The following is a 25,755-nucleotide window of genomic DNA, read 5'->3' as shown; positions in this document are numbered from 1 at the left end:
GATGAAGAACGATAGTGGCGCAGGCGAAAAGCCTCCCTTTTCCTATCCCGTCAAAGTCGGGAATATTTCCGCGAATGCGGTGACGGTAAAGCTCGAAGCCGACGCGCGCGAACTCGAGGGCCTGGCAAAGCTGTGGCAGGTCGTTTCGGTCGGTTCGCTGAAAGCGGAGCTGCAGATCGCCCGGTGGAAGAAGGACGGCGTGCGCCTCAAGGGGCGCGTGGAGGCCGATATCGTCCAGTCCTCCGTCGTCACGCTCGAACCTGTCGCATCGAAGATAAACGAAGAGTTCGAGCAGATCTTCGTGCCTGAAGGATCGAAGCTCGCGCGGATCGTCACCAGCGATACCGCGGAGATGGTGATCGATCCCGATGGCCCCGATCTTCCCGAAATGTTTGTCGGCGACACGATCGATGTCGGCGAAGTGGTGGCGGAGTTCGCGGCACTTGCGATCGATGCCTATCCGCGCGAACCGGGCGCGGAGTTCGCCGATCATCTGGAAAGCGATCCAGAGGAAAAGTCCGGGCGCCCCAATCCCTTTGCCGTTCTTAAGGACTGGAAAAAGGATTGAGGACGGGTTGTAAGCGACAGCAAAAACTATATTTTGGCCACGAATTCGCCGGCACGGCCCCGCATGAGGAGCGAAGGGCCGTTGGAGACGTGAGAACTGGCGCATGGCCGACAAGGGTGGTGCGTTCGGCGAAGATAAGGATCAGGGACGCGTGATCAGAATTTCTATCGATGCCATGGGCGGCGATTTTGGTCCCGAGGTCGTCATTGCCGGTGCCGCCAAGGCACTGGAACGCCACCCGGATGTGACCTTTCTCATCTATGGGCTGAAGGCCCAGTGCGATCCGGTTTTGGCGAAATATCCGAAGCTCCGGGATAAGTCCGTCTTCCACGAATGTGAACTTGCCGTCAGCATGGAGGAGAAGCCGAGTGCAGCCCTCCGACGCGGCCGGTATGTCTCCACCATGTGGCGTTCGATCGAGGCGGTGAAGCTCGGCGAGGCTGAGGTCGTGGTTTCGGCCGGCAATACCGGCGCCCTGATGGCGATGGCCAAGTTTTGTCTGCGCACCATGGCCAATATAGAGCGCCCGGCAATCGCCGGCATCTGGCCGACCTTGAAGGGCGAAAGCATCGTCCTCGATATCGGCGCGACGATCGGTGCCGATGCCCAGCAGCTTCTCGATTTTGCGATCATGGGCGGCGCCATGGCGCGCTCCCTGTTCGAAGTGGACCGGCCGACCGTCGGGCTTCTGAACGTCGGCGTCGAAGAAGTGAAGGGCCAGGAAGAGGTCAAGGAGGCCGGGCGGCTGATCCGCGAGGCCAACCTGCCGACGATCGCCTATCACGGTTTCGTCGAGGGCGACGACATCGGCAAGGGCACCGTCGATGTGGTGGTGACCGAAGGCTTTACCGGCAATATCGCGCTGAAGGCGGCGGAGGGCACGGCCCGGCAGATCGCCACGCTTCTGCGCGAATCGATGTCGCGTACGCTGCTGGCAAGGATCGGCTATCTTCTTGCCAAGCCCGCCTTCGACAGGCTGCGTGAGAAGATGGATCCGAACAAGGTCAATGGCGGCGTGTTCCTGGGCTTGAACGGCATCGTCATCAAGAGCCACGGCAGTGCCAATGCCGACGGTTTTGCGGCCGCGATCGATGTCGGTTATGACATGGCACGCAACGATCTCAACGCGAAGATCCGGCAGGATCTCGCAATTTACCATGCCCGTCGCCAGCCGCCGGCTGGCCCCGAAGCGGCATGACGACAGGATGTGAGTGAATGATCCGTTCAGTGGTTCGCGGTTACGGGGCAGCGCTCCCGAAGCGGGTAGTGACCAATCGCGAGTTGGAAGACATCGTCGAAACCTCCGACGAATGGATCGTGCAGCGCACGGGCATTCGTCAGCGCTATCTCGCCGGCGAGGGCGAGACGACCGCGTCTCTCGGCGAGCAGGCCGCGCGTGCGGCGCTTGAAAACGCCGGGCTGACGCCGGATGACATCGATCTCGTGCTGGTCGCGACGTCGACGCCCGACAACACGTTTCCGGCGACCGCCGTCAACATCCAGAACCGGCTGGGCATGACCCATGGCTACGCCTTCGACTTGCAGGCGGTCTGCACCGGCTTTGTCTACGCGATGGCGACCGCCGACCTGCACATTCGCGGCGGCATGGCGAAGCGTGTCCTGGTGATCGGCGCCGAGACCTTTTCCCGCATCCTCGACTGGAAGGACCGCACCACCTGCGTGCTGTTTGGCGACGGCGCAGGCGCGCTGGTGCTCGAAGCGGCGGAAGGCGAGGGGACGATCGCCGATCGCGGCGTGCTGACCGCGCATCTGCGTTCCGACGGTTCCCACAAGGACAAGCTCTATGTCGATGGCGGCCCGTCCTCGACGGGCACGGTCGGGCACCTGCGCATGGAGGGCCGCGAGGTCTTCAAGCATGCGGTCGGCATGATCACCGACGTCATCGACAGCGCGTTCGCGGCGACCGGCACGACGGCGGAGGATCTCGACTGGCTGGTGCCGCACCAGGCCAATCGTCGCATCATCGACGGGTCGGCGAAGAAACTCGGCATTCCTTTGGAAAAGGTCGTCGTGACGGTCGATCTGCATGGTAATACCTCGGCTGCATCGATTCCTTTGGCACTTTCGGTTGCCGCCTCCGACGGGCGCATCAAGAAGGGTGATCTGGTGATGCTCGAAGCCATGGGCGGCGGTTTTACGTGGGGCGCATTGCTGGTCCGCTGGTAGGGCGGCAATGATCAGCCGAAACGTAAATAAGCGATTGAGCACAGGCGCTTGACCCTCGCGCTCAAGCAAAATACTCTCTATCGGCTTTGATAAGATCAATTTCGAAAATTGGGCGGGGATCATGGCCGGCAAGACAGTAACACGCGCGGATCTGGCGGAATCGGTTTTCCGCAAGGTCGGACTTTCGCGGACGGAATCGGCCGAGCTCGTCGAGACGGTCATAGACGAGATATGCAATGCGATCGTCCGGGGCGAGGTGGTCAAGCTTTCCTCCTTCGCGACCTTCCAGGTGCGTTCCAAGAACGAGCGCATCGGCCGCAATCCGAAGACCGGCGAGGAAGTGCCGATCTCTCCGCGTCGGGTGATGACGTTCAAGGCCTCCAACGTACTGAAGAGCCGTATCCTCAAGGCGCACACGGCGCGCAAGGCGAAACTGAAGCCCGCAAGCCCGGTTGCCTGAAGCCGCCACCTTTTCCGCAATCCTGTGAACATGCTTGAATCTCCCGGCTTAAACCGTTGAGATATGTCCGATTCGGCGCATAATTCGCGCATGTATCGGAGGCTATGAGTCTGCCCTTGGGGCATGGGCAGCCTGCCGTTTGGAGTATGAATCTTGGAGAAGAGCCCGGACGCCTTTCGTACGATCAGCGAGGTCGCCGACGACCTTGACTTGCCGCAGCATGTGCTGCGCTTCTGGGAAACGCGATTCCCGCAGATCCGGCCGATGAAACGCGGCGGCGGGCGACGTTATTATCGGCCCGAAGACGTCGATCTCCTGAAAGGCATCCGCCACCTGCTCTACGATCACGGTTACACCATAAAGGGCGTACAGAAGCTTCTGAAGACGAACGGCAACAAGTTCGTCTCTGCGATTGCCTCAGGCGACCTCGCCACGATGGAAGCGATCATGGCGGCAAACAGCGAAAAGCAGGCCGAGCCGAAGATCAGCACGGCCGAAGAGGATCAGATCGTCGGCCGCCCCAAGGTGAAGCCGAGCGGCCGCTTTTTCGGGTTTGGCGCCTCCCAGGAGGAGGACATGGAAGTGTCGATCGGCAAGTCCAGCATCGGCAAGGAAGATCGTGCCTTGCTGCAGGAAGCGCTCTTCGACCTCCTGGAATGCAAGCGCCTCTTGGATCAGGTTCGCTAACTCAACACACGGCAACGTTAAGCAAAATTTACCATTCACCTCTGGTTCAGGAGAAATGGAGGATCATTTCTTCCTAAGGAAAATCAGAGGAGGTGAATTATGAAGAAGAAGCTCGCTGTAGCCGTTCTGTCCCTGATTACGGCTTTTAGCGGCGTCGCTCCCGCCCAGGCGTTTCCGTCGATTGACGCCCCGCGCATCGAGAGATCCCAGGATATCCAGCAGGTGCAGTACTGGCGCGATCGTGACGGCTGGGAAGGGCGTCGCTATTATCGCGACCGCTACGATGGCGACCGGCGTTACCGCCGCCACCGCCGTGGCCCGGATGCCGGTGCGATCATCGGGGGGCTTGCATTGGGCGCGATCATCGGCGGAGCGCTGGCCCAGCCGCGCTACACACCGAGATATGCACCGAGATACGCACCGCGTTACTACGCGCCCCGGCGTTATGTCGGCGGCAATTCGCACGTGAACTGGTGCTACGCACGCTACCGGTCCTACAGGGCCTACGACAACACGTTCCAGCCCTATTACGGGCCGCGCCAGCAGTGCTATTCGCCCTACTGATATCCGTCGTGGAACGAATGAAAACCTCAAGCCCGCCCTGCCGACCCGGTGGGGCGGGCAAATTGTGTGGGGAAGTCCCGGTTCTCGGAAAAGGCTTTTGATCTGACTGAGATTTCAAGGGGATTTAATTGGTCGGGGCGGCCGGATTTGAACCGACGACCCCTTGACCCCCAGTCAAGTGCGCTACCGGGCTGCGCTACGCCCCGACCTGCTCAATGAGCATGTTTTCCCTAGTCGCTCCGCTATCGCGGCGCAAGCTCAAAATCCCTTGATCGCAAGAAAAAGAGGATGGTCGGCATCAGAATGCGCCGGTGAACATAAAAGCCGCGCCCCGAATTCGGGCGCGGCTTTTGATTTCAATGGAGCGATCAGCTTCGGCGACAGGTCAGATTTCCGGACAGCCGCGGCGGTTGGCGAAGGTGATGCGATCCGGTCCGTTGCGTGTGAAGCCCTCGACGGTGACGCTGCGGCTCGTCACCCGGACGACCCGGGCGTTGCGAAAGCCTTCGTCGCGGGCCGCGGCACGCGCTTCACCGGCGCTGCAGCCGCGACGATCGTAATCGCGGTCCCGGTCGCGGATCATCGGGCGCACGCCGTCTGGTCCGACGCGCAGTTGGATATCCTGTGCGGAAGCGGGAACGGAGAAGGCGCCCATGGCGCCCAACGAGAGGGCAACTGCAAGCCCGGCATTCGAAATCAGTCTGATCATGATTATCCTCCTTCTGCGCGGCGGCTTGACCGCCTGAGCGCCAATTGGTTCACGGCAGACCAACTAGAAGAGGATGACAAAGGTTCCGGTAAAGGAGAGCTTGAATGTAACCAAAGTTACCCATGCTCTCGACTTTTGCATGGAAGCCGGGCGAAAAGATTGAAAAGGATATCTGGAAACGTCTAACGGAAACGCGGTGCGCGGCTTGCATTCATCAGCAGTTCCTGCTGGGACGCAAACGGCCCGAGAAGCTTCAGCAGGCGGGCTTCCTCTCCACGGTCAAGACGATAACGCTTGGCGAATTCGGCAACGCTCCAGACTTTCTTCAAGCCTTTACTGTTGACCTCGTCGAGATTCATATGCGTGGTCATAAGTATCCCCTTTTCTTGCTTATTTGAAACTAAATTCACACGGTGAATTTTTGCTCCGGACAACTCTGAGCTTCTATCGTTAATAATGTATCCTCTAACGAACCCTCACTTCTCTTCGACCTTTATACCATTCTGGCCGATGCTGAGCTGGACCCCCTTCGGCTGGGTTTCTTCGCGATAGACGTAAAAACCGAGGCCGACGACGGCGACGAGCAAAGCGCCGATAACGAGATAGAGATTGTTGGTGCGTGTCATGCGTGACCCCCTGCATAATCGTCTGATGCGGGGAAACGCGTGAGATCTCAAAGAGTTCCCGCGCCGCAGCGATTTTCAGTCGTCGTTTGCGGCGTTGAGGTTCTGAGGGCGGATTCCCTCGTCGTGAAAATGCTGACGTAGCCTCAAACCCGGCCCGGCGCCCGCATCGTCCTCGCCCGCGCCAAGGAAAAGCACGCCCTTCGACTCGAAGATCGAGCGGAGCCGATCGGTGACGGCCGCGTTCGCGAAGACCTGCGATGCCTCTGCTTCTTCGATGGCGGATTTGGAGAGCCCGGATGCGGCGGCGAGTTCCTCCACCGTCATTCCTGTCATCGCGCGTGCGGCGCGGAGTTGAGAAACCGTCAGCATGATAGGAAATCTGGGGCGCTGGGCCCTAAAGTCAAGCGGTCTTGGCGACCGGCGAGGGGGATCGTTGCTGCGACCGGACGAAACGGTGTTCCAGCGCAATGCAGCCCCAGACGATGCCGAGCAGGAGGTAGAAGTGCCGCCAGTGGTCGGTGTCGATAACGTTGCCGATGATCGCATGGCCCAATATCATCACCCATGCGATCATCAGATAGGCCTGCCACGGGCGTTCGCGCAGCATGTAGCGGAAGCCGAACCACAGCGTCGACCAGATCATGATCTGATAGGTGACGGCGCCGAGCCAGCCATAGGTGGTCAGCGTCTTCAGCCAGATATTGTGTTCGTCCTCGCCGAAGATCTTGCCGAAGGCCATCGGCCCGAGGCCGAGCGGTCGTTCCATGGCCATCAGGAAACCGATCTTGTGGCGCTCGAAACGGCCAAGCCGGGCGCCGTCATATTCCTGCACGAGCTTGGCGCGGTTCATGAACAGGTCGGAGACCTGCGGGAACTGCAGCGCGATCGCCAGCGCCAGGACCAGGAAGATCGCGGCTCCGCCGGCGATTGCCAGGATCTTGAACCGGAAGGCGGTCGTGCGCTCCTTGAGCAGCATGACGATGACAAGCGCGATGCCGGCGAACACCAGCAGACCCCAGGCGGCGCGCGAGAAGGAGAGGAAGATGCCGAGAGCCAGGATGAGAATGCCGCCGATCAGCAGCGGTGCCTTCATCAGCGGTCCGGTCAGTAACCGGTAGAGGAGATAGAGGAGGGGGGCGACGAGATAGGGGCCGAAGACGTTCGGGTCCTGGAAGGCGCCCATGGCGCGATTGTAGCGGGTGAACACATGCGAGCCCGGAAAGGCGTTGAAATAGCCGAGAACGCCGAGCAGCGAGGTGATGATCGCAGCGGCCACCCAGGCCTTGAAGATCAGGTTGAGGCGCCGGTGGTCGCTCTCGATGATCGCTGCGTAAAAGACCGAGCTCAGTGCCAGGAAGGTGGAGACGGCGAAATACATCGGCGCCCCGCTCATGTCCTTCATGATGAACATGGAGAACAGCCCGCTCATGTTGAACGTCAGCAGCATCACCAGAAGCGGTGCGACGGTGCGCGATATCTTCAGGCCGAGCAGGAACCAGATGCCGATCTGGATCACCATGATCAGTTCGTAAGGGGCAGGCTCGGAAATGACGAAGCCGGACAGGAATACGCCAAAGGCGATCAGGCCGGAACCGGCCAGCTTCACCGCGGCAAGGCGGCCGTCGAAACCCGCCGGGTGGCCGCCTGCGCGGCTATAGTCGAGCGTGCTCAATAGGCGTTGTCCGTGTTGAGCAGCCGGATCGGCGTCAGGAACAGAATCTTGAGGTCGAAGAGCAGCGACCAGTTCTCGATATAGTCGAGGTCGTAGGCCGTGCGGGCGCGGATCTTTTCGTCGCTGTCGAGTTCGCCGCGCAAGCCATTGATCTGCGCCCAGCCCGTGACGCCCGGCTTGACACGGTGGCGGGCGAAATAGCTCTCGACCACGTCGACATATTTGCGCGTGCCGGTCTGGGCGAGCACCGCATGCGGGCGGGGGCCGACGAGCGAAAGCTGGCCCCGCAGCACGTTGAACAGCTGCGGCAGTTCGTCGATCGAGGATTTGCGCAGGAAGCGGCCGACCGGCGTGACGCGCGGGTCGCCCTTGGTAACGGCCTTGACCGCGGTCTGGTCGCCGAGGTCGGTGTACATCGAGCGGAACTTCAGGACGTCGATGATCTCGTTGTTGAAACCGTGGCGCTTCTGGCGAAACAGGATCGGCCCCTTCGACGTCGCCTTCACGGCAATCGCTGCGGCCAGCATGATCGGCCAGGTGAGGAGGAGGCCGACCACCGAAAAGACGATGTCGAAGACGCGTTTGGCGACCGAATCCCAGTCGCGGATCGGCTTGTCGAAAATGTCGAACATCGGCACCGCGCCCACATGTGAGTAGGAGCGGGGACGGAAGCGCAGGCGGTTGGCATGGGCGGCCAGCCGGATATCGACCGGCAGCACCCAGAGCTTGCGCAGCAGCTGCAGGATGCGGGCCTCGGCGGTCGCCGGCAGCGCGATGATCAGCATGTCGATGCGGGCGAGGCGGGCGAATTCGATGAGTTCAGCGAAGGTCCCGAGCTTCGGGTAGCCGGCGACGACGGTCGGAGAACGTTCGCTGTTGCGGTCGTCGAAGATGCCGCAGATGCGGATGTCATTGTCGGGTTGCTGTTCGAGCTGGCGGACGAGCTGCTTGGCCGGTTCGCCGCCGCCGACGATGATGGCGCGGCGTTCCATCACGCCGTTGCGCCCCCAGTGACGGATGGCGAAGGCCGTGAGCTGCCGTTCGAGGAACAGGAAAGAGGCGCCGGTGACGAACCAGGCGAAAAGGCCGGCAAGCGGATAGGGCTTGGGTTCGACGAGATAGAGGGTCGATGCGGTCAGCAGGAAACCGATCGTCCAGCCGACGAAAACCCGCCTGGCGGTGCGCGAGGCGCCGCGTAGCGACGGGATCTGATAGGTGTCGGCCACCTGCAGAAGCAGCACCGTGAGCGTCGAGCCCCAGGCGACGAGAGCGAAACGGGCAAGAAAGCCGGTAAGATCGATCGGCGCGAAAAGCGCGCCCACACCAAGTCCGATTGCGAGCATCGCGAGGATCTCGAACAGCCGGAACAGGCCGATCAGCATCGTGGGCGAATAGCTGTCGTTGCGGAACTGATCGGCGATCTGGCGGGCAAACGGATTGAGCACAGTGGCGTTGGCCGGATCGTGCTTTTCGTCGGCTGCGCGGAGTTCCGAAACCTTCTTGCGAAGACTTTCGACATCGAACTGCTCGGACTTGTTCGGCTGGTTCATGGACCGATCCCTTTGGCCTTCCTGGCCCGGCGGCGCAGGAAGATATGGGAAACGCATACCAAAAAGAGGTGAAGGAAGCCTTTAGCCGCGGCCTGAATCAGGCCCCGAACCTGTCAGATCTTGATACAGGCCGAGCATTTCGCCGGCCATGACAGAGGCGGAAAACACCGCCTTGAAGGCTTCCGGCTTCGGCATCACGGCATCCTGCCAGCCGGGTGTGGTGACCGCTTGCGTCATGACGCGGGCGAGATCCTCGGCGTCGCCGGGAACGGCAAGTGCAGCACTTGCCTCGCCGAGCACTTCCGGAATGCCGCCGACCCGGGAGGCGATCACCGGCTTGCCGGCCGCAAGCGCTTCGAGCACGATATAGGGCATCGCTTCGGCGCGGGAGGGGACGACGACGATCTTGGCCATGGCAAACGCGTCGCGCGCCGGCATGGCGGGCTTCATCTGGATGCGGCGGCCAAGCCCGCGCTCGGCCATCATCGCCTCGTAGCGGTCGCGATCCGGGCCGTCGCCGACCATCAGCGCCGAAAGCGGATGGCCGATCTCCCTCTCTGTCCGGGCGAAGGCGTCGATGAACACGTCCGGTCCCTTGAGGTCGCGCAGCATGCCGATATAGAGGAAATGCGGTGCCGCGGGATCCGTGGCGATCGTCTCGAACTCGGCGTCCTTGATGCCGTTGTAGATGACGCGGGAAACCTTGCGCGGCTTGCCGACCTTGGCTTCGTAGGTGCGCCGCTCGTAGTCGCAGACGAAGACGAGCGCGTCGCCGAAATGCTCCTGGAAACGTTCCAGCCGCAGCACGGCCTGGCCGGAAAGGCTCGACCGGCTGAAATGCAGGCTGCCGCCATGCGGCGAATAGAGGCGGGCTACGCGATACCTGTTGACCCGCAGGGCTGAGCCGATCAGCCGGGCAATGGCGCCACCCTTGGCGCCGTGCCCGTGCAGGATGTCCGGCTGCAAACTCTTGATATGTTTGTAACTTCTGTAGATGGCGGCGAAATCGGAAGGGGCGATCGCGCGGCGCATCGGAATGCGGGTGAGGCCGAGCGAAAGCTGTGGCCTGATGCTGTCGAAGAGACGGTCCTCATGCGCTCCGCCGGTCGAGCTGTCGCACAGGATGCCGACCTCGTGGCCGGCAGCCCGATGCTCCTCGACGAGATCGCGCACATGGCGGAAGATCCCACCGACGGGCGACCTGAAGCAATGGAGTATTCGCAAGGGAGGGCTCTGCGCCATGGACCGGTCAGAACAGCCGCTCGCGGACGTAGATCGTGTCGCCGGCAAGCACTGTGGAAGAGATGACAGTGCGGCCGGTGATCACCTGGCCGTTGATCTTGCGGGTGACGTCGACATCGCGCTGGTTGCCGCGGGAGGTGAAGCCGCCGGCAATCGCGATCGCGTTCTGGGCGGTCATCCCCGGCACGTAGGAATATTGCCCGGGCCGGCCGACTTCGCCCATGACGAAGACGGGACGATAGCGGTCGATTTCGGCGGTGACGTCCGGATCGCGCAGGTAACCTTGCTTGAGCCGGGAAGCGATCGAGCCTTCCAGTGCCGGCAGCGTCTGGCCGCGGGCGGCCACCTGGCCGATCAGCGGGAAGGCGATGTAACCGGCCTGGTCGACCGTATAGGTATTGGTGAGGCCGGGCTGCTCGAAGACGCTGACGCGCAACCGGTCGCCGCTATCCAGCCTGTACGGCTGCATAGCTGCCTGCTGGAAGCTTTTCGGAGCGGGCGCGTAGCTCGAGCAGCCGGCAAGCGCCGTCGCAGCGAGGGCTAACGCCAGCACCTGTTTGGCCATCACGCGTTTGAAGGGGGCGAAGGACATTTCCGCGGTCGAGGCTCCGGCTGTTCATACCATCTGTCCCCGTTATCGATCCGTTAGGGTTAATGCCCGGTAAAGAGGCCGGGAATTTGGGGATTTTCTTCGAGGTGCCGCCACTGTACTTGGCCATTAACCCTCGCGTTACCATGATCCTTTACTCTTCGCCGAAACCGATCAGTTGGAGCGTATCATGTCAGGCGTAAACGGTGGCAATCAGGACGTGGATATAGACCTCGGGCGGGTCATATCGGCGGTCTGGGAACGCAAGGGCAGGATATTGGGCGCGACGATCGTCGCGGCGGCGCTCGCGCTTGTCGGCACCAGCCTGATGAAGCCAAGCTACAAGGGCGAGACGCGGCTCCTGATCGAATCCCGCTCCCCGAACCTCTCGGGAGGGGATGCTGCGGCCCAGGCCAACGACCCGCTGCTGGACTCGCTCAACATCACCAGCCAGGCGCAGCTGCTGCAATCGACCGATCTCATCAAGCGCGTGGCCCGCGACCTCAATCTCGCCAAGCTCAAGGAATTCGATCCGGCCGCGCAGTCCTTCCTGCCCGATCCGCTGGTCCTGATCGGCCTGAAGCAGGATCCGATGTCGCTCGACCCGGAAGACCGCGTGATCCAGGAGTTCCGCGAGAAGCTTGATGTCTATGCGGTCGAGAATTCGCGCGTCATCGCCATCGAGTTCTCCTCGCGCGATCCCAAGCTTGCCGCCGACATCCCGAACAGGATGGCGGAGGTCTATCTCCAGCTCCAGAGCGGCGCCAAGCTCGACACGCATTCCGAGACCGCCAAATGGCTGGAGCCGGAAATTGCCAGCCTGACCCGAAAGGTCCAGGAGGCCGAAAAGAAGGTGGCGGATTACCGCTCCTCCAACGGCCTGTTCCAGACCACCGAGACCAACAGTTTCTCGACCCAGCAGCTCAACGACATCTCGACCGAGCTTGCCCGTATCCGCGGCGAGCGGGCGAATGCCGAGGCGCGTGCCGAAAACGTCCGCACCGCCCTGAAGGCCGGCCGCGCTTCCGACACGCTGAGCGATGTCGTCGGCTCGCAGGTCATACAGCGGCTAAAGGAAGCGGAGGCCAACCTTCAGGCGCAGATCTCCGACTCCTCGACCTCGCTGCTCGAAGGCCATCCGCGGCTGAAAGGCCTGCGCGGCCAGCTTTCCGGCATCCGCCAGCAGATCGAGAGCGAGACCAAGAAGATCCTCGCAAGCCTCGAAAACGAAGCCGAGATGTCGCGCATCCGCGAGCGCCAGTTGATGGGCCAGCTCAACGGGTTGAAGGCTGACTCCGCCAAGGCGGGCGAAGAGGAAGTGGGCCTGCGCGCGCTGGAACGCGAGGCCGCCGCCCAGCGCCAGCTGTTGGAAACCTATCTTGCCCGCTACCGCGAAGCGACGTCCCGCCTCGAGGGGAATTCGAGCCCGGCCGACGCCCGAGTCGTCTCGAAAGCCGTCGAACCGTCGGAACCCTATTTCCCGAAGATCATCCCGATCGTCATCGTCGTGTCGCTCGCCACCTTTATTTTCGGCTGCCTGATCGTCATCGTCAGCGAGCTCTTCTCGGGCCGTGCTCTGCGTCCGTCCAGCGTTCGAGAGATGGATGACGAGACCCTGCCGGCAGCTGGCGCATCCGCGCCCGCCGCTGCGGCCGCTCCGCTGCCGGTTCACCAGATGCAGGCAGAGGCCGCCCGTTTCGACCGGCCGGAACCGGCCCGCGAAAGCGCGAAGAACGCGGCAGCGCTCGCCTATGCCAAGATCGCCGAACAGTCGCTGTCCGAAAAGGAGAGCGAAGCGGAGGAAGCCGCGGCCGAGGTCGATGATGGCGGCTTCACCATCGGCTCCGTCGCGCATTACCTGCAGCGCCACGATGTGCCTGTCGCGATCGCCATTTCTCCGGGCGGTGACGAGGGCTCGACTGCGACCGTCATGCTTGCCCGCGAAGTTGCCGAGAGCGGCCGTACGGTCGTGCTGGTCGATATGACCGGTTCTGCCGCCCCGACCCAGATGATGGCGGAAAATCCGAAACTGCCCGGCATCACCGACCTTCTCTGCGGTGAAACCGCCTTCGGCGATGCGATCCATCCGGACCGGCTTTCCGACGCGCATATCATTCCGCACGGCGCTTCCGATCCGGCGCGTGCCATGCGCGGCGTGGACCGCCTGGCGATGGTCATCGACGCGCTGGCGGATGCCTATGACCTGGTGTTGATCGAATGCGGCCCGGCCGAGATCGCCGGCATATCGCGCCTGACCCGCAACGCTATGGCGGAGATCGTCCTGTCGGTTCCGGGCTTCAGGGATGAGGAAGTCGCCGAGCTCGTGACGGATTTCGAAGCGGCCGGTTACAGCAACCTGCTGGTCATGGCACAGGCCGCCGACCGGCATTCGCCCCGCCCCGGCAAGCGCCGCGCCGCCTGACTAGTCGGCTGACGGTTCTGCGTCGGAGGCGGGCGCTTCCGACGCTTTCGGGCAGCGGCGCGACCGCCAGCGTTGCGCCATCGCATAAAGGTGCGGACTGCGCTTGACTGCCGCCTTCGCCCTGGTCACTCCGATCAGGACCGGGCGCATCGCCGAACCCTTCCAGGTCAGTGGCAGCAACATGTCGTGCTGCACCGTTTCCTGGGTGCACCAGTTGCGCTTGTAGGGCTGGTCGCCGACGCCGAAATCGAACACCGAAGCACCTTCCCGGCAGGACTGCTCGATCATCAGCCAGAACAGCAATTCGCCGGGGCTCGCCTCCGGGCAGATCGTTTCGTCGATCGAGCTGAACTGGCAGATGACATGGTCGCCTTTGCGCGACAGGCCGGCGATCGCCGCGATATGCCCCTCGTGCTCGCCGCGCAGTCGGATGGCATGCAGCGTCAGCGGCGTATCGGTTCCCCTGACCGGGACATCCATGAGGCGGTGGAAGAAATCCTGGATGCCGGGCAGCTGGAAGACGTCCGGCAGGCCGAACAGTCTCAGCCGCTCGCTTTTCTGGTGAAAGAAGGTATCGAGCAGGGCGTGTTTTTCGGCGGGATCGGTCGGGATGAAATGGTCATAACCGCCGATCGCCTCAAGCTTGCGGCTCTGCGAGCGGAACTTCTTGCGGCGGCTTTTCGCATTGAGTTGTGCCAGCGTCGCCTCGAAACCCTGAAGGAGCGGCAGCTGGAAGGAATGGTTCTGGTTTTCGATCGAAGCAAGCGCCGACAGCGGATGTTGCATGCCCCGCCAGGCGAGCGGGATATTGTCGAGAACGATCAGATCCGCCCGGTCGGAGAGCGCGAGCCTCAGGCCATGGGCAAAATTCTGCAATTCTTCCGCATCGGGTGCGGCGAGTTCGGCATCGAAGAGACCGGTATTGACGTTGTTGAACCGGTGGCCGAGCAGGCGGGCGATCCGGGCGCGGCGTTCCGACACGATTTCGAGCGGCAGGATGAAAAGCGTGCGGCCATCGACCACGCCCTGGACGATCGCAAGTTCGCTGCGATGCGCTTGAGCCCAGGCGCGACACCAGTCGAAACCCTGGTGCAGGGAATTCTGCGCAAGCTTTTCGAGCCGCCGCCACTCGGCTTCCACGGACCCGAGATCGTCGGTTGAAACAAGCGACAGCTCGGCGAGCCGGACGGTCTTGTGAGCCTTCGGCGCGTCGAGCACGTCCTCGACCTGATCTTCGTGGTGGATCTTCCGCTGCTGCATGGCTTTGCCCGCTGATGCCGTTTGGCCGGCAACATAGGGGGAGGGCACAAAAATTCGGTTTACCGGCGGCCCCACGCCCCGCGAAACCGCTGCCGCTGGTTAACCGACCGTAAAGCCGGCTATCCCCTGGGCTTCGGTCCTGCCATCCATTTGATGATCAGCATGGCCGGCAGGATCCAGAGGAGGCCGCTGATCAGGAAGTAGAGGAAATGCACCCACCACGGCGAAGTGGCAAGCAGCAGCGTCGCGAAGGTCGTCGCGGCAAGCGCATAGACGATCACCAGGATGATGATCAGGATGGTGCCGATGAAACTTCTCAAACGCGGGACCAAAACGTCTTCTCCTATCCGCGACCGCATGCCGCAAAGCGCCGGGGCTTGTTTTGCATGGGTTGATGGGGCAAAGCAACGCGAAATGCTTGTGGACGCTTATCCTGCACCAGCGTCCTTTTGGCTTGAGCGACAGGAGCATACCCATGTCGGCAACCGATGCTGTGATCATCGATGTCCTGAACCACACCAAGCGCCGCGAGCGTGACCGCAAGGCCGTGCGCATCTGGCTCGGCGTCGTCGTTTTCACGCTGTTCTGTCTGGTCCTTGTCGGCGGCGCGACGCGGCTGACCGATTCCGGCCTGTCGATCACCGAATGGAAGCCGATCCACGGCGTTATCCCGCCGCTGTCGGCCGAGGAGTGGGACGAGGAATTCCGCCTCTACCAGCGCATTCCGCAATACCAGGAAATCAACAAGGGCATGACGGTCGACGAGTTCAAGTCGATCTTCTGGTGGGAATGGGCGCACCGGTTCCTCGCCCGCTCGATCGGCCTGGTCTTCGCCCTGCCGCTGATCTTCTTCTGGCTCACCGGCCGCATCGAAAAGCGTTTGCGGGGTCCGCTGGTCGGTCTGCTCGCGCTCGGCGGTTTCCAGGGGTTCATCGGCTGGTGGATGGTATCTTCCGGCCTCACCAAACTGGTCAGCGTCTCGCAATACCGGCTCGCGACCCATCTGGTCATCGCCTGTCTGATCTTCGCTGCCTGCATCTGGATCATGCGCGGGCTGGCGCCGCATAGCCGTGACCTGCCGCCGACGGCAAGATCCAAATGGGCGGCCGGCGGCATCGCCTTCCTGGTCCTCTTCCAGATCTATCTCGGTGCGTTGGTGGCCGGGCTCGATGCCGGCCTCTCCTACAATACCTGGCCGCTGATGGACGGTGCCCTGGTCCCGGGCGATCTTTTCGTCCGGCAGCCCTGGTGGATCAACCTGTTCGAGAACCCGAAGACGGTGCAGTTCGTGCACCGCTGCGGCGCCTACGTTCTGTGGGCCGCCACCCTCGTGCACATGATCGCCTCTCTCCGGCTGGCTCCCGGCTCGACCCATGCCCGCCGTTCCGTCCTGCTCTTCGGGCTCGTGACGGTCCAGGCGGTCATCGGCATCTCGACGCTCGTCATGCAGGTGCCGCTCGATCTGGCGCTGACGCACCAGGCCGCCGCGCTGATCGTGCTCGGCTTTGCCGTCGCCCATTGGCGTGGCTTCGTCGGCGAATATCCGCCGGAGACCGCGATCGTCACGCGGAACTGATCTCCACCGCATTGCCAGAGACCTGCGAGAGGCGGGCGGATCGATTCCGTCCGCCTTTTTGCTGCGAAAAATCTGCGGCCCGATGTCGGCCACAGTGTCCGTCGCCCGTCCTTGAGACATAGTTCAAACGGCTTCGGCCAAAGGAGAGGGTAGGGTTATGGCAAGGACAATCGCAATTCTCGTCGCAAGGCTGATCTTCGGCGGCCTTTTCGTCATGGCGACGACATTCAAGTTTCTCGACATGCAGGCGACGGCCGTCTTCATCTCAGGCGCTGGATTTCCGTTCCCGCTGTTCCTCGCCTGGATCGCGGCGATCTTCGAGGTGGGGCTGGCGCTCGCATTCCTGACCGGCGCCTTCTTCTCCGAAGCGGCCTTGCTTGCCGGCGCCTACGTCATCTTCCTGGCCTTCGCTTTCCATGGCCCGAGCCATTGGGAAACAAACCAGGCGGAGTTCGGCTTCTTCGTCGACCACTTCACCTTCCTGGCCGGCCTGCTGTTTGCCGCCGTGCACGGTCCGGGCGAGAAGCTTGCCGTCAATCTGGGTCTGAAGCGGACGTTCGCTTAGGCCTGGAGCAATACGGTGCCGACGACCGTATCGGCGATCTGTCTGGCGGTTTCGATCCGCCGTTCGCCAGGGAAGGAGAAAGGGAAGGGAATGCTTTCGGCCATCAGGCCGAAAGCATCAGGTCCATGTTCTGGACGGCAGCACCCGAGGCACCCTTGCCGAGATTGTCGAGCAGGGCCACAAGATTGACATGCGCGCCGCCCGGCGTGCCGAACACGAAAAGCTTCATCGTGTCGGTATCGACCAGCTCCTCCGCGTCGACGCGGGCAAGCGCCTTGCTCTCTTCGAGCGGCACGACAGTGACGATGTCCTGGCCGGCATAATGCTCGACCAGCACCTTGTGGATGCCTTCGATCGTCGTGCCTTCCTGGAGATCTTCGAGGAAGAGCGGCACCTGCACGATCATGCCCTGTGCGAAGCGGCCGACCGACGGCGAGAAGAGGGGCGCGCGGTCGAGCTGGCCGTGGATCTTCATCTCCGGCACGTGCTTGTGCTTGAGCGGCAGGCCGTAGAGGAAATTGTTGGCCGAGATGGCGTCTTCCCTGGCCTGGTCTTCCATCTGCGCGATCATCTGCTTGCCGCCGCCGGTATAACCGGAAACGGCATTGACCGTGACCGGATAACCGTCGGGCAGGATGCCGGCAGCGCGCAACGGCCGGATCAGGCCGATCGCTCCGGTCGGATAGCAGCCCGGATTGGCGACGTGCCGGGAGGCCTTGATCTTGTCGGCCTGCGTCTTGTCCATTTCCGCAAAGCCATAGGCCCAGGACGGATCGACGCGGAAGGCGGTCGAGGTGTCGATCACCCGCACCTTGTTGTTGCCGGCAAGCATTTTCACGGCTTCCCGCGACGCATCGTCGGGCAGGCAGAGGATGGCGATATCGGCGCTGTTCAGGAGATCCTCGCGCATGGCGGCGTTGCGCCGCTCCGCTTCCGGGATCGACAGCAATTCGACGTCGCGGCGGCCGGCCATGCGGGTGCGGATCTGCAATCCCGTGGTGCCGTGTTCGCCATCGATGAAGATTTTCGCTGTCATGGTCATTGTCCTGTTAGATCAGTGCCTTGGATTGGATGCCGGATTCAGTTTACCAGCAAGTTGATTCAGAAAATTAACGGGCCGCGCATCGTTCGGCGCGCAGGCCGAGCATATACATCGCAACCGTCGCCCCTGCAATGGCGGTGATATCCGCATGGTCATAGGCCGGCGCCACTTCGACGACATCGCCGCCACGGATATCAAGGGGCCTAAGCTGGCGCAGGACCGAGAGGATTTTCGCGCTCGAAGGCCCGCCGGCGACCGGCGTGCCGGTTCCGGGCGCGAAGGCCGGGTCGAGGCAGTCGATGTCGAAGGTGAGATAGGCCGGCGTCTGTCCGACATGATCGAGGATCGCCTTTGCGATCTCGGCCGCAGTCATCTCCTCGACCTCGTGGCCATACAGGAGGCGGATCCCGAAATCTTCCGGCGCGTGGGTGCGGATGCCGACCTGGATAGACCGGGCAGGGTCGATGATGCCGGCCCGCACCGCCCGCGCGACGAAGGAGCCGTGGTCGATGCGTCCCTCGTCGTCGAGCCACGTGTCCTGATGCGCGTCGAACTGCACCAGCGCCATCGGCCCGTGCCTGGCGGCATGGGCCTTCAGGAGCGGCCAGGTGACATAGTGGTCGCCGCCGAGCGTCAGCAAAAACGCGCCGCTGTCGAGGATGACAGTCGCCTGGGCCTCGATCGCAGCCGGGGTCTTCTGGTGGTTGCCATAGTCGAGCAGGCAGTCGCCGTAATCGATGACGGCCATGTCGGCGAAGAGATCGCGCCGGAACGGATATTGCGGATCGTTGTCGAAGATCGCCGACGCCCGCCGGATCGCCTGCGGCCCAAAGCGGGCGCCCGGCCGGTTGGAGGTCGCGGCATCGAAAGGAATGCCCCAGACGACGGTATCGACACCCGCCAGATCCTTCGCGAAGCGGCGGCGCATGAAGGACAGCGCGCCGGCGAAGGTTGGATCCGTCGCGGCCGAGGTAAGGCTCTTTGCGGTGAAGGCGTGATCGATCGACTTTTCTGCCATGGCGTCCCTCCATCGTCAGGTGGCGGGACGTTGGACAATACCGGCCGACAAGGCAAGCCTGGAGGAAAGAAAATGCCGCGTTCAGGAAGCCTTGGCTTCGAATGCCGGCGCGAAATCCCCAAGCGCCTTGGCTTGCCTGATGCGCGCGCCGATATCCTCCTCGATGATCGATTCCAGCTGCGCGAAGCTGTCGATGACATAGTAGATCGGCTGGACGATATCGATGCGGTAAGGGGTCCGGAGCACCGTCATAAGATCGAAGGGCCGGAATTCCGCTTCCGTGCCTTCCATCGCCGCCCGCGTCTCGTTGGGGGAGGAGACGATGCCGGCACCGAAGCAGCGCCGGCCCTGCGGCGTGTCGATCAGGCCGAATTCGACGGTGAACCAGAAGATCCGGAACAGGTGCCAGGAATATTCCTTCCCGAGCCCGACCGCTTTTTCGCCGAAGCGGCGAACGAAATTGGCATAACTCTGGTTGGTCAGAAGCGGGCAGTGGCCGAAGACCTCGTGGAAGATATCCGGTTCCTCGATGTAGTCGATGTGTTCGCGGCGGCGGATGAAGGTCGCCAGCGGAAACTTGCCCTGCGACAGCAACTCGTAGAAGCGCGATGGCGGAATGAGGGCGGGAACGCCCTCCACGCCGAAGCCGGTGGTCTCGTTGAGACGCCGGTCGACATCCCGAAGCTGGGGAACTTTGTCCGGCTTCAGCCCGAGCGCCTTGACCCCGTCCAGATATTCCCGGCAGGCCTTGTCGGCCAGAAGCGTCATCTGGCGCTGGTAGAGCTCGCTCCAAATCAGGTCTTCCTCGCTCGTGTAGCGGTAGATGCCCTCCGCATCCGGCAGGTTTGCCGTGTAGGTGCTTTGCTTGCTCATGAACGACCTCCCATTCGTCAAGCCAATGAGCCAAGGGCATTCCAGCCGCCGGCTGCTAGATCACCAATATATCTCTGAATACGCGGGTAATCATTTCAGCTTTGCCGGATTAAGCGTAAATAATGGGAGGATATTTCGGGAGGAGGAAGCTTCATGAAAGAAAACCTGCAGGCCGCCCGCAAGCTTCTGCAGCTCGTGCAGGCGGGGGATGGTTCGTCGCTCGCCGAGCTGGCGGAGAAGGCCGGCATGTCGCAAAGCACCGCCTGGCGCAAGATCCAGGAACTGGAGGCCGAAGGAGTCATTCGAAAGCGGGTAGCACTTCTCGATCCCGCAAAGCTCGATCTCAAGCTCTGCATCGTCGCCCATGTGACGCTCGAGGACCACCACGAGGAGGCGATCGAAGCCTTTGCCACGGTCGTCCGCGACCGGCCGGAGATCATGGAGTGTTATGCGCTGTCCGGAACCTTCGATTACATGCTGAAGATCAGGGCGCGCGATGTCGAAGCCTATGAGGCTTTCATGACCCGCCATCTGATGCGCAACCCGCATGTGCGCAACGTGGTCTCCAGCTTTGTTCTTCGCGAACTGAAATCGACGACCGAACTGCCGATCTGAGCGTTGCCCAAACGAAAAAGGCCCAAACGAAAAAGGCGGAGCCGAAGCCCCGCCTTTTGAAAGTACAAGTTCCGAAGCGATTAACGCTTGGAGAACTGGAAGGAGCGGCGGGCCTTTGCCTTGCCGTACTTCTTGCGCTCGACCACGCGGCTGTCGCGGGTCAGGAAGCCACCCTTCTTGAGCACGCCGCGAAGGCCCGGCTCGAAATAGGTGAGGGCCTTGGAGACGCCGTGACGAACGGCGCCGGCCTGGCCGGAAAGACCACCACCGGTGACGGTCGCGACGATGTCGAACTGGCCGGTGCGGGCAGCGGCGATGACCGGCTGCTGCAGGATCATCTGCAGGACCGGGCGGGCGAAGTAGGTCGAGAAGTCACGGCCGTTGACCGTGATCTTGCCGGTGCCGGCCTTGACCCAGACGCGGGCGACGGCGTTCTTGCGCTTGCCGGTCGCGTAGGAGCGGCCGAGGCTGTCGACCTTGCGGACATAGACCGGAGCGGCAGCTTCGGAAGCCGGCGCGAGGTCCTTCAGGGAGGAAAGATCGGCCATTATCAGGCGCTCCTTACGTTCTTGCTGTTCAGCGATGCCACGTCGAGGGCGACCGGCTGCTGTGCTTCATGGGGATGGTTGGAACCGGCGTAAACGCGCAGGTTCTTCATCTGGCGACGGCCGAGCGGACCACGGGGAACCATGCGCTCGACAGCCTTCTCGATGACGCGCTCCGGGAAGCGGCCTTCGATGATCTGGCGCGCGGTGCGCTCCTTGATGCCACCCGGGTAACCGGTGTGCCAGTAATAGGTCTTGTCGGAATACTTCTTGCCGGTGAGGACGCACTTTTCCGCATTGATGATGATGACGTTGTCACCGTCATCGACGTGCGGAGTGTAGGTGGCCTTGTGCTTGCCGCGGAGACGGTTGGCAACGATGGTGGCGAGACGACCGACAACGAGGCCTTCGGCATCGATGATCACCCACTTCTTCACCACCTCTGCAGGCTTCTGAACGAAGGTTGACATGTTTTCAGCTCTTTCTTCTAGGACCCATGACATCCGAAACCTTCGAAAGCAGGGCGTTTCTTGTTGCTTGGATTGCCTTGGTCGAGACCGGCAAAAAGAAAGCGGGCCGAGATGGTCCGCGATCTGGGGCGGCTTATACCGAGGGAGGCCAAAAGCGTCAAGGCGACGGTTTTCCTGGGTCGAAAAATAGATACAGCAAAATCAATGGTTTATCTATGTGGTTCTATGATACCACAATTTTTCGGACGAAATACGAAGCGGCAAATGCCAAATCGTCGGCTGGGGCGCGCCGCGACTGCCAAGCAGCCGTCCGATCGCTCTTCCCCTGTCTCTCTGGTCCTGTCTCTCTGGTGATGGGAAATAAAACCTATCTTGTATCCGCGAACTGGAATTCCGGCGCGCGGCAAACTGGCTTGGAAACGGCTCCCGGACGCTTGAAAAGCTGTCGGGACGGCAGGGTGAGTTGCGCCACCCATCGTGCTTGTCCCTCGTTTAACATATATCCAAGGTTGCATAGGCGGACGGACGGCGGGGTTGGGGTCGAGCGGGCGAAATCCATGCTTTTTTGAAGGTCTCAGGTGGATTCCGCGGTGGCAGTAGCTGTCACCTGCTCACATTTCAATGGGATGCGAGGCAGAAGGGAAAACCTGACAAATGTTCAGAGAAGCAAGTTTGCCCCGGCAAAATTTAGTAGCAGTTTCTAATTCAACCATAAGATGGTGCTAATATGTACAAGTACAAATAGGGATCATAGTACGAACATTAAGGGAGCGCAGGCATCCGGGCATTCTCGATTTTTTCACTCAGGAAGCCACCTAATATCTCAGGCAGCCGGGCTGGAGAGGAAAACAATCTTCGGGATCGGGTCTTCTTTTGCACGCCCGGACGGGGCAGTTCGGCGTGTCGGCCGTCGGCACCGTCGCCCGGTCGGCGAATTCGTGGCCGTCACAGTAGCCGCTGTCGATGACATAGCGGTCGTAAAGGGTCATCCGCGCCTTGTTTCGGGACGGGTAACGCAGGATCACCGCGCCCTCCCGGCCGATCACCCGCTGTACGGCGGCGCAGGACATGCCGGTGGAATTGTAACGCGATATCGCGGCTGCCGGCTCGCCGGAGAGGAGGGTGACGGAGGCAATGATCGCGAGGCAGCCGATAAATTTTTTCATGACCTGCATCCCTTTTGACGAGACGCGGACTTACATAGCGCGGAAGCACTGCGCCGCCAGAGGCGCGCCACCACCGGAGCCGCCGTCATGAACCATGACCACTACGACAATGCCTACATCGCCGATATCCTAAAGGGCACCCGGACGATCGCGCTCCTCGGAGCGTCCCCGAACCCCGACAGGCCGAGCAACCGGGTCATGGGTTTCCTCATCTCCAAGGGCTATACGGTATTTCCGGTCAATCCCGGCCAGGCCGGCAAGCAGATCCTCGGCCAGACGGTCTACAGGACGCTTTCGGACGTGCCGCAGCCGGTCGACATGGTCGATGTCTTTCGGGCGGCCGAGTATCTGGACGGCGTGGTCGACGAGGCAATCGGGCTTGAAACCCGGCCGAAGGTGATCTGGGGCCAGCTGAGCGTGCGGGACGACAAGGCCGCCGAAAAGGCGGAAGCCGCCGGCATCAAGGTCGTCATGGACCGCTGCCCGGCGATCGAATACCCCCGCCTCGTTGCCTGAGAAGTCCATCTAAGCTGGGCTATTTGGCGAGCAGTTCCGGCCGGTTGCGCATGTCGTCGAGAACATCGGCATTGCCGCAATAGCTTGCGAAGTCGGAGGCGGCGCTGCCGTCGGCCAGTTCGCGCCGACAGCGGGTCTTCTCGCCGCAATGGGCACAGGTGATGTTCATGTCGCGGAATTCCGCCGGCTCTTCCAGCCTTGCTTCCTCCGGGTCGATGTTGAGCAGCTTCATCAGCGCCAGCATTTCGTCGGCAGCATGCGGGCCTTTGGCGATGAGTTCGCGCAGTTCCTGCGCCGACAAGGCGTTGTCCTGCGCCAGCAGCTTGACGGTTTCGTCGTCGAGGCTCGCGAGGAGCTTGGCTTCGTTGATCGCCGTCCATGTGGCGGAACACCAGCGCTTCAGCCTGTGGGTGAGATTTTCCGGGTTGGGGGCCGGGGTGGGAATTGTGTTGTCCATTGCAATCTCCTCTCTATTTCTTCGGAGGATAGATTCCGGAGAACGATATACCTTGATCGCGATCAACCGCCGGGGTCTGCTGGGGCGCTAACAACCATGCGCCAATTCTAAGGGGAGGGACTAAAATGCCGACACTCAATCCGGGGTTTTCGACGCTGGCCGTGCATGCGGGCGCGCAGCCCGATCCGACGACCGGGGCGCGGGCGACGCCGATCTACCAGACGACGTCTTTCGTCTTCAACGATGCGGATCACGCAGCCGCCCTTTTCGGCCTGCAGCAGTTCGGCAATATCTACACCCGCATCATGAACCCCACCCAGGCGGTGCTGGAGGAGCGGGTGGCGGCCCTCGAAGGGGGCACCGCCGCGCTGGCGGTCGCCTCCGGCCATGCGGCGCAGATGCTGACTTTCCACACGATCATGCAGCCGGGCGACAATTTCATCGCGGCGCGAAAACTCTATGGCGGCTCGATCAACCAGTTCGGCAATGCGTTCAAGAGTTTCGACTGGCAGGTGCGCTGGGCCGATACCGATGATCCGGCAAGCTTCGAGGCCGGCATCGACGAGCGTACCCGGGCGATCTTCATCGAAAGCCTCGCCAATCCCGCCGGCACGTTCGTAGACATCGCGGCGATCGCCGAGGTGGCGCAACGACGCGGCATTCCGCTGATCGTCGACAACACGATGGCGACCCCCTATCTCGTCCGGCCGCTCGAACACGGCGCCGACACCGTCATCCATTCGCTGACCAAGTTCATGGGTGGGCACGGCAATTCGATGGGCGGCGTGATCGTCGACGGCGGCACGTTCAACTGGTCGAAATCCGGCAACTACCCGATGCTCTCGGAGCCCCGCGCCGAGTACGGCGGCGTCGTCCTCTATCAGGCTTTCGGCAATATCGGCTTTGCCATCGCCTGCCGCGTGCTGGGCCTGCGCGATATGGGACCGGCCATCTCGCCCTTCAACGCGTTCATGATCCTGACCGGCATAGAGACGCTGCCGCTCCGGATGCAGAAACATTGCGACAACGCCGCCGCCACGGCCAAATGGCTGAAGGGACATCCGAAAGTCGCCTGGGTCAGCTATTCCGGCCTGGAGGACGACCCGAACCATACCCTGCAGATGCAATATTCGCCGAAGGGCGCCGGCTCGGTATTTACCTTCGGCGTCACTGGCGGCTACGAGGCGGGCAAGACCCTGGTCGAAGGCCTGCAGCTCTTCTCCCACCTCGCCAATATCGGCGATACCCGTTCGCTGGTCATCCATCCCGCCTCGACGACGCACCGGCAGCTGACCGAGGAACAGCAGATTGCCGCCGGCGCCGGGCCGGACGTCGTGCGCCTGTCGATCGGCATCGAGGATGCAGCCGACATCATCGCCGACCTCGACCAGGCCTTGTCGAAGATCTGAGAGAGGGGACAACGGCAAGGGTGAGGCGACGAACCGGCCGTCAATCGTCCGCCGGAAGCCGGTGACAAAAGGGACCAAACAATGAGCGCCTGGATCAAATACGACCTCTCGTCCCTCGAACCGGAGGAGGGCGCCCCGGCACCGGACCGGCTGGTCTCCGGCACCCCGACATTCCGCACCTGGAATTTCGAGGAAGCCGACGGCGGGCTCTATGCCGGCATCTGGGAGGCAACGCCCGGCAAGTGGCTGATCGTTTATGAGGAGTGGGAATATTTCCACATCCTCTCCGGCCATTCGATCGTCACGGAGGAGGGCGGCGAACCGGTCCACCTCAAGGCCGGCGACAGCATGATCCTCAGACCCGGCTTCAAGGGAACCTGGGAAGTCGTTGAAACGACTCGCAAGGATTACGTGATCAGGGTTTGAGAGGGGGCAGGCTTCAGTCGTTCCGGTTGAAGGCCTTCGCGAATTCGTCCGACGAAATGAATGCCAGCGTCCGGCGCAATTCCTCCGACTTTTCCTTGCCGAAAGCCTTGTCGAAACGGTCCTGGGCGATCTGCCAGCGGGCGGTGAGGTCGCGCTGCGTGGCTGCGCCCATGTCCGTCAGGCGGACGCGTTTGGCGCGGCGGTCTTGGGCATCGGGCACCAGTTCCACCAGTCCGTCGCGGATCAGCGGCTTCAGGGTGTGGCCGAGGGCTGAGAGATCCATCACCATCGCCTCCGCGAGGTTTTTTAACGTCGGCTCGTTGGATCGGGCGATCTGCGACATCAGGGAAAACTGCGTTCCCCTGAGGCTCGTATCGCCCATGGCATCCTCGTAGAGCTGGCCGAGATGCCGCGAGGCGCGGCGCACCGCGCTGTTGCTGCAATGAAGCCAGATGCCGTCCTCGGTCTGTCCTTGCTTGTCCTGCTTGTCTTTGTCCGTCATGTCTCGTTCCGATCTTGCCGCGGGACAATGCCCGCTTTT

31 protein-coding genes and 1 tRNA gene are annotated in these 25,755 nt (G+C 62.0%); 13 read left to right on the top strand and 19 right to left on the bottom strand.

Features of this window, described 5'->3' with window-relative positions; translation table 11 throughout:
- The first annotated feature begins 1 nt into the window (after position 1).
- The 6 genes from ACZ9EJ_RS11405 to ACZ9EJ_RS11380 all read left to right on the top strand — a co-directional run bounded on the left by ACZ9EJ_RS11405 (position 2) and on the right by ACZ9EJ_RS11380 (position 4,466).
- Positions 2 to 568, top strand: a complete 567-nt coding sequence (locus ACZ9EJ_RS11405) for a YceD family protein (RefSeq protein WP_046640450.1) — start codon at positions 2 to 4, stop codon at positions 566 to 568.
- Between the two features lie 151 nt (positions 569 to 719).
- A complete protein-coding gene (gene plsX / locus ACZ9EJ_RS11400; RefSeq protein ID WP_046630083.1) occupies positions 720 to 1,766 on the top strand; it encodes a phosphate acyltransferase PlsX in 1,047 nt (348 codons plus the stop codon).
- 17 nt (positions 1,767 to 1,783) lie between these two features.
- Positions 1,784 to 2,755: a beta-ketoacyl-ACP synthase III gene (locus ACZ9EJ_RS11395; protein ID WP_046640451.1), complete on the top strand. Its 972-nt coding sequence runs from the start codon at positions 1,784 to 1,786 to the stop codon at positions 2,753 to 2,755.
- A 121-nt stretch (positions 2,756 to 2,876) separates the two neighbouring features.
- Positions 2,877 to 3,215 carry an integration host factor subunit alpha gene (locus ACZ9EJ_RS11390; RefSeq protein WP_007770264.1) on the top strand — a complete coding sequence of 113 codons (339 nt, stop codon included), beginning with the start codon at positions 2,877 to 2,879 and terminating at the stop codon, positions 3,213 to 3,215.
- A 153-nt stretch (positions 3,216 to 3,368) separates the two neighbouring features.
- The gene (locus tag ACZ9EJ_RS11385; RefSeq protein ID WP_046640452.1) at positions 3,369 to 3,902 is read left to right on the top strand and encodes a MerR family transcriptional regulator; all 534 of its coding nucleotides are present in this window, start codon (positions 3,369 to 3,371) and stop codon (positions 3,900 to 3,902) included.
- A gap of 99 nt (positions 3,903 to 4,001) precedes the next feature.
- Positions 4,002 to 4,466: a BA14K family protein gene (locus ACZ9EJ_RS11380; protein ID WP_046640453.1), complete on the top strand. Its 465-nt coding sequence runs from the start codon at positions 4,002 to 4,004 to the stop codon at positions 4,464 to 4,466.
- Between the two features lie 129 nt (positions 4,467 to 4,595).
- Here ACZ9EJ_RS11380 and ACZ9EJ_RS11375 read toward each other — a convergent pair.
- The 9 genes from ACZ9EJ_RS11375 to ACZ9EJ_RS11335 form a co-directional block, all read right to left on the bottom strand.
- Positions 4,596 to 4,672, bottom strand: a tRNA-Pro gene (locus ACZ9EJ_RS11375).
- A gap of 179 nt (positions 4,673 to 4,851) precedes the next feature.
- A complete protein-coding gene (locus ACZ9EJ_RS11370; protein WP_046640454.1) occupies positions 4,852 to 5,175 on the bottom strand; it encodes a hypothetical protein in 324 nt (107 codons plus the stop codon).
- Between the two features lie 182 nt (positions 5,176 to 5,357).
- Positions 5,358 to 5,546, bottom strand: a complete 189-nt coding sequence (locus tag ACZ9EJ_RS11365; RefSeq protein WP_046635375.1) for a hypothetical protein — start codon at positions 5,544 to 5,546, stop codon at positions 5,358 to 5,360.
- Positions 5,547 to 5,651: 105 nt separating this feature from the next.
- Positions 5,652 to 5,801, bottom strand: coding sequence for a hypothetical protein (locus ACZ9EJ_RS11360; RefSeq protein ID WP_046635376.1), 150 nt, complete (start codon positions 5,799 to 5,801; stop codon positions 5,652 to 5,654).
- Positions 5,802 to 5,876: 75 nt separating this feature from the next.
- A complete protein-coding gene (locus tag ACZ9EJ_RS11355) occupies positions 5,877 to 6,119 on the bottom strand; it encodes a DNA-binding protein (protein WP_251091090.1) in 243 nt (80 codons plus the stop codon).
- A gap of 82 nt (positions 6,120 to 6,201) precedes the next feature.
- The gene (locus tag ACZ9EJ_RS11350; RefSeq protein ID WP_046640455.1) at positions 6,202 to 7,473 is read right to left on the bottom strand and encodes an O-antigen ligase family protein; all 1,272 of its coding nucleotides are present in this window, start codon (positions 7,471 to 7,473) and stop codon (positions 6,202 to 6,204) included.
- Positions 7,470 to 9,023: an undecaprenyl-phosphate glucose phosphotransferase gene (locus tag ACZ9EJ_RS11345; RefSeq protein ID WP_046640456.1), complete on the bottom strand. Its 1,554-nt coding sequence runs from the start codon at positions 9,021 to 9,023 to the stop codon at positions 7,470 to 7,472. The genes ACZ9EJ_RS11350 and ACZ9EJ_RS11345 overlap by 4 nt, the downstream gene beginning before the upstream one ends.
- A gap of 81 nt (positions 9,024 to 9,104) precedes the next feature.
- Positions 9,105 to 10,265, bottom strand: coding sequence for a glycosyltransferase family 4 protein (locus ACZ9EJ_RS11340; protein ID WP_046640457.1), 1,161 nt, complete (start codon positions 10,263 to 10,265; stop codon positions 9,105 to 9,107).
- A gap of 7 nt (positions 10,266 to 10,272) precedes the next feature.
- On the bottom strand, positions 10,273 to 10,830 hold the full coding sequence (locus ACZ9EJ_RS11335; RefSeq protein ID WP_251091099.1) for a polysaccharide biosynthesis/export family protein: 558 nt from the start codon (positions 10,828 to 10,830) through the stop codon (positions 10,273 to 10,275).
- Positions 10,831 to 11,044: 214 nt separating this feature from the next.
- Between ACZ9EJ_RS11335 and ACZ9EJ_RS11330 the strand changes: the two genes are divergently transcribed.
- Positions 11,045 to 13,276 (top strand): GumC family protein, encoded by a 2,232-nt coding sequence (locus tag ACZ9EJ_RS11330; RefSeq protein WP_046640458.1) that lies wholly within the window; start codon positions 11,045 to 11,047, stop codon positions 13,274 to 13,276.
- Here the strand turns inward: ACZ9EJ_RS11330 and ACZ9EJ_RS11325 are convergent, their stop codons facing one another.
- Both ACZ9EJ_RS11325 and ACZ9EJ_RS11320 read right to left on the bottom strand, forming a co-directional pair.
- Positions 13,277 to 14,536 (bottom strand): GNAT family N-acetyltransferase, encoded by a 1,260-nt coding sequence (locus ACZ9EJ_RS11325; RefSeq protein WP_046640459.1) that lies wholly within the window; start codon positions 14,534 to 14,536, stop codon positions 13,277 to 13,279. It lies immediately after the preceding gene.
- A 119-nt stretch (positions 14,537 to 14,655) separates the two neighbouring features.
- Positions 14,656 to 14,868, bottom strand: a complete 213-nt coding sequence (locus ACZ9EJ_RS11320) for a DUF2842 domain-containing protein (RefSeq protein ID WP_046635385.1) — start codon at positions 14,866 to 14,868, stop codon at positions 14,656 to 14,658.
- Between the two features lie 143 nt (positions 14,869 to 15,011).
- On the opposite strand from ACZ9EJ_RS11320, the gene ACZ9EJ_RS11315 reads away from it, so the two are divergent.
- Together ACZ9EJ_RS11315 and ACZ9EJ_RS11310 are read left to right on the top strand one after the other, a co-directional pair.
- Positions 15,012 to 16,112 (top strand): COX15/CtaA family protein, encoded by a 1,101-nt coding sequence (locus tag ACZ9EJ_RS11315; protein ID WP_046640460.1) that lies wholly within the window; start codon positions 15,012 to 15,014, stop codon positions 16,110 to 16,112.
- A gap of 157 nt (positions 16,113 to 16,269) precedes the next feature.
- The gene (locus ACZ9EJ_RS11310) at positions 16,270 to 16,677 is read left to right on the top strand and encodes a DoxX family protein (protein ID WP_046640461.1); all 408 of its coding nucleotides are present in this window, start codon (positions 16,270 to 16,272) and stop codon (positions 16,675 to 16,677) included.
- Between the two features lie 103 nt (positions 16,678 to 16,780).
- Here the strand turns inward: ACZ9EJ_RS11310 and argC are convergent, their stop codons facing one another.
- From argC to ACZ9EJ_RS11295, 3 genes are all read right to left on the bottom strand, one after another.
- Complete coding sequence (gene argC, locus ACZ9EJ_RS11305; RefSeq protein ID WP_046640462.1) at positions 16,781 to 17,713, bottom strand: N-acetyl-gamma-glutamyl-phosphate reductase; 933 nt, start codon at positions 17,711 to 17,713, stop codon at positions 16,781 to 16,783.
- Positions 17,714 to 17,786: 73 nt separating this feature from the next.
- Entirely contained in the window at positions 17,787 to 18,737 is a 951-nt protein-coding gene (speB, locus tag ACZ9EJ_RS11300) for an agmatinase (RefSeq protein WP_046640463.1), read from the bottom strand.
- A gap of 81 nt (positions 18,738 to 18,818) precedes the next feature.
- Entirely contained in the window at positions 18,819 to 19,610 is a 792-nt protein-coding gene (locus ACZ9EJ_RS11295) for a phenylalanine 4-monooxygenase (protein WP_046640464.1), read from the bottom strand.
- 153 nt (positions 19,611 to 19,763) lie between these two features.
- Between ACZ9EJ_RS11295 and ACZ9EJ_RS11290 the strand changes: the two genes are divergently transcribed.
- The gene (locus ACZ9EJ_RS11290) at positions 19,764 to 20,225 is read left to right on the top strand and encodes an Lrp/AsnC family transcriptional regulator (protein WP_037080616.1); all 462 of its coding nucleotides are present in this window, start codon (positions 19,764 to 19,766) and stop codon (positions 20,223 to 20,225) included.
- An 80-nt stretch (positions 20,226 to 20,305) separates the two neighbouring features.
- On the opposite strand, the gene rpsI is transcribed toward ACZ9EJ_RS11290, so the two are convergent.
- From rpsI to ACZ9EJ_RS11275, 3 genes are all read right to left on the bottom strand, one after another.
- Positions 20,306 to 20,773 carry a 30S ribosomal protein S9 gene (gene rpsI, locus ACZ9EJ_RS11285; protein WP_037080614.1) on the bottom strand — a complete coding sequence of 156 codons (468 nt, stop codon included), beginning with the start codon at positions 20,771 to 20,773 and terminating at the stop codon, positions 20,306 to 20,308.
- A gap of 2 nt (positions 20,774 to 20,775) precedes the next feature.
- On the bottom strand, positions 20,776 to 21,240 hold the full coding sequence (rplM, locus tag ACZ9EJ_RS11280) for a 50S ribosomal protein L13 (protein WP_046640465.1): 465 nt from the start codon (positions 21,238 to 21,240) through the stop codon (positions 20,776 to 20,778).
- A gap of 815 nt (positions 21,241 to 22,055) precedes the next feature.
- A complete protein-coding gene (locus ACZ9EJ_RS11275) occupies positions 22,056 to 22,406 on the bottom strand; it encodes a hypothetical protein (RefSeq protein ID WP_046640544.1) in 351 nt (116 codons plus the stop codon).
- Between the two features lie 87 nt (positions 22,407 to 22,493).
- Here ACZ9EJ_RS11275 and ACZ9EJ_RS11270 point away from each other — a divergent pair, with 87 nt between their 5' ends.
- Positions 22,494 to 22,922 carry a CoA-binding protein gene (locus ACZ9EJ_RS11270; protein WP_046640466.1) on the top strand — a complete coding sequence of 143 codons (429 nt, stop codon included), beginning with the start codon at positions 22,494 to 22,496 and terminating at the stop codon, positions 22,920 to 22,922.
- Positions 22,923 to 22,941: 19 nt separating this feature from the next.
- Here ACZ9EJ_RS11270 and ACZ9EJ_RS11265 read toward each other — a convergent pair whose 3' ends face one another.
- Entirely contained in the window at positions 22,942 to 23,379 is a 438-nt protein-coding gene (locus tag ACZ9EJ_RS11265) for a DUF6455 family protein (protein WP_052764594.1), read from the bottom strand.
- Positions 23,380 to 23,504: 125 nt separating this feature from the next.
- Between ACZ9EJ_RS11265 and ACZ9EJ_RS11260 the strand changes: the two genes are divergently transcribed.
- Both ACZ9EJ_RS11260 and ACZ9EJ_RS11255 read left to right on the top strand, forming a co-directional pair.
- A complete protein-coding gene (locus tag ACZ9EJ_RS11260; RefSeq protein ID WP_046640467.1) occupies positions 23,505 to 24,788 on the top strand; it encodes an O-acetylhomoserine aminocarboxypropyltransferase in 1,284 nt (427 codons plus the stop codon).
- Between the two features lie 81 nt (positions 24,789 to 24,869).
- Entirely contained in the window at positions 24,870 to 25,214 is a 345-nt protein-coding gene (locus tag ACZ9EJ_RS11255) for a cupin domain-containing protein (RefSeq protein WP_046640468.1), read from the top strand.
- Positions 25,215 to 25,227: 13 nt separating this feature from the next.
- Here the strand turns inward: ACZ9EJ_RS11255 and ACZ9EJ_RS11250 are convergent, their stop codons facing one another.
- Positions 25,228 to 25,716: a MarR family winged helix-turn-helix transcriptional regulator gene (locus ACZ9EJ_RS11250; protein WP_046640469.1), complete on the bottom strand. Its 489-nt coding sequence runs from the start codon at positions 25,714 to 25,716 to the stop codon at positions 25,228 to 25,230.
- Between the last annotated feature and the right edge of the window lie 39 nt (positions 25,717 to 25,755).

The sequence above is a fragment of the Neorhizobium sp. USDA 3394 genome (assembly GCF_056280385.1).
This window is presented reverse-complemented; position numbering and strand designations above follow the sequence as displayed.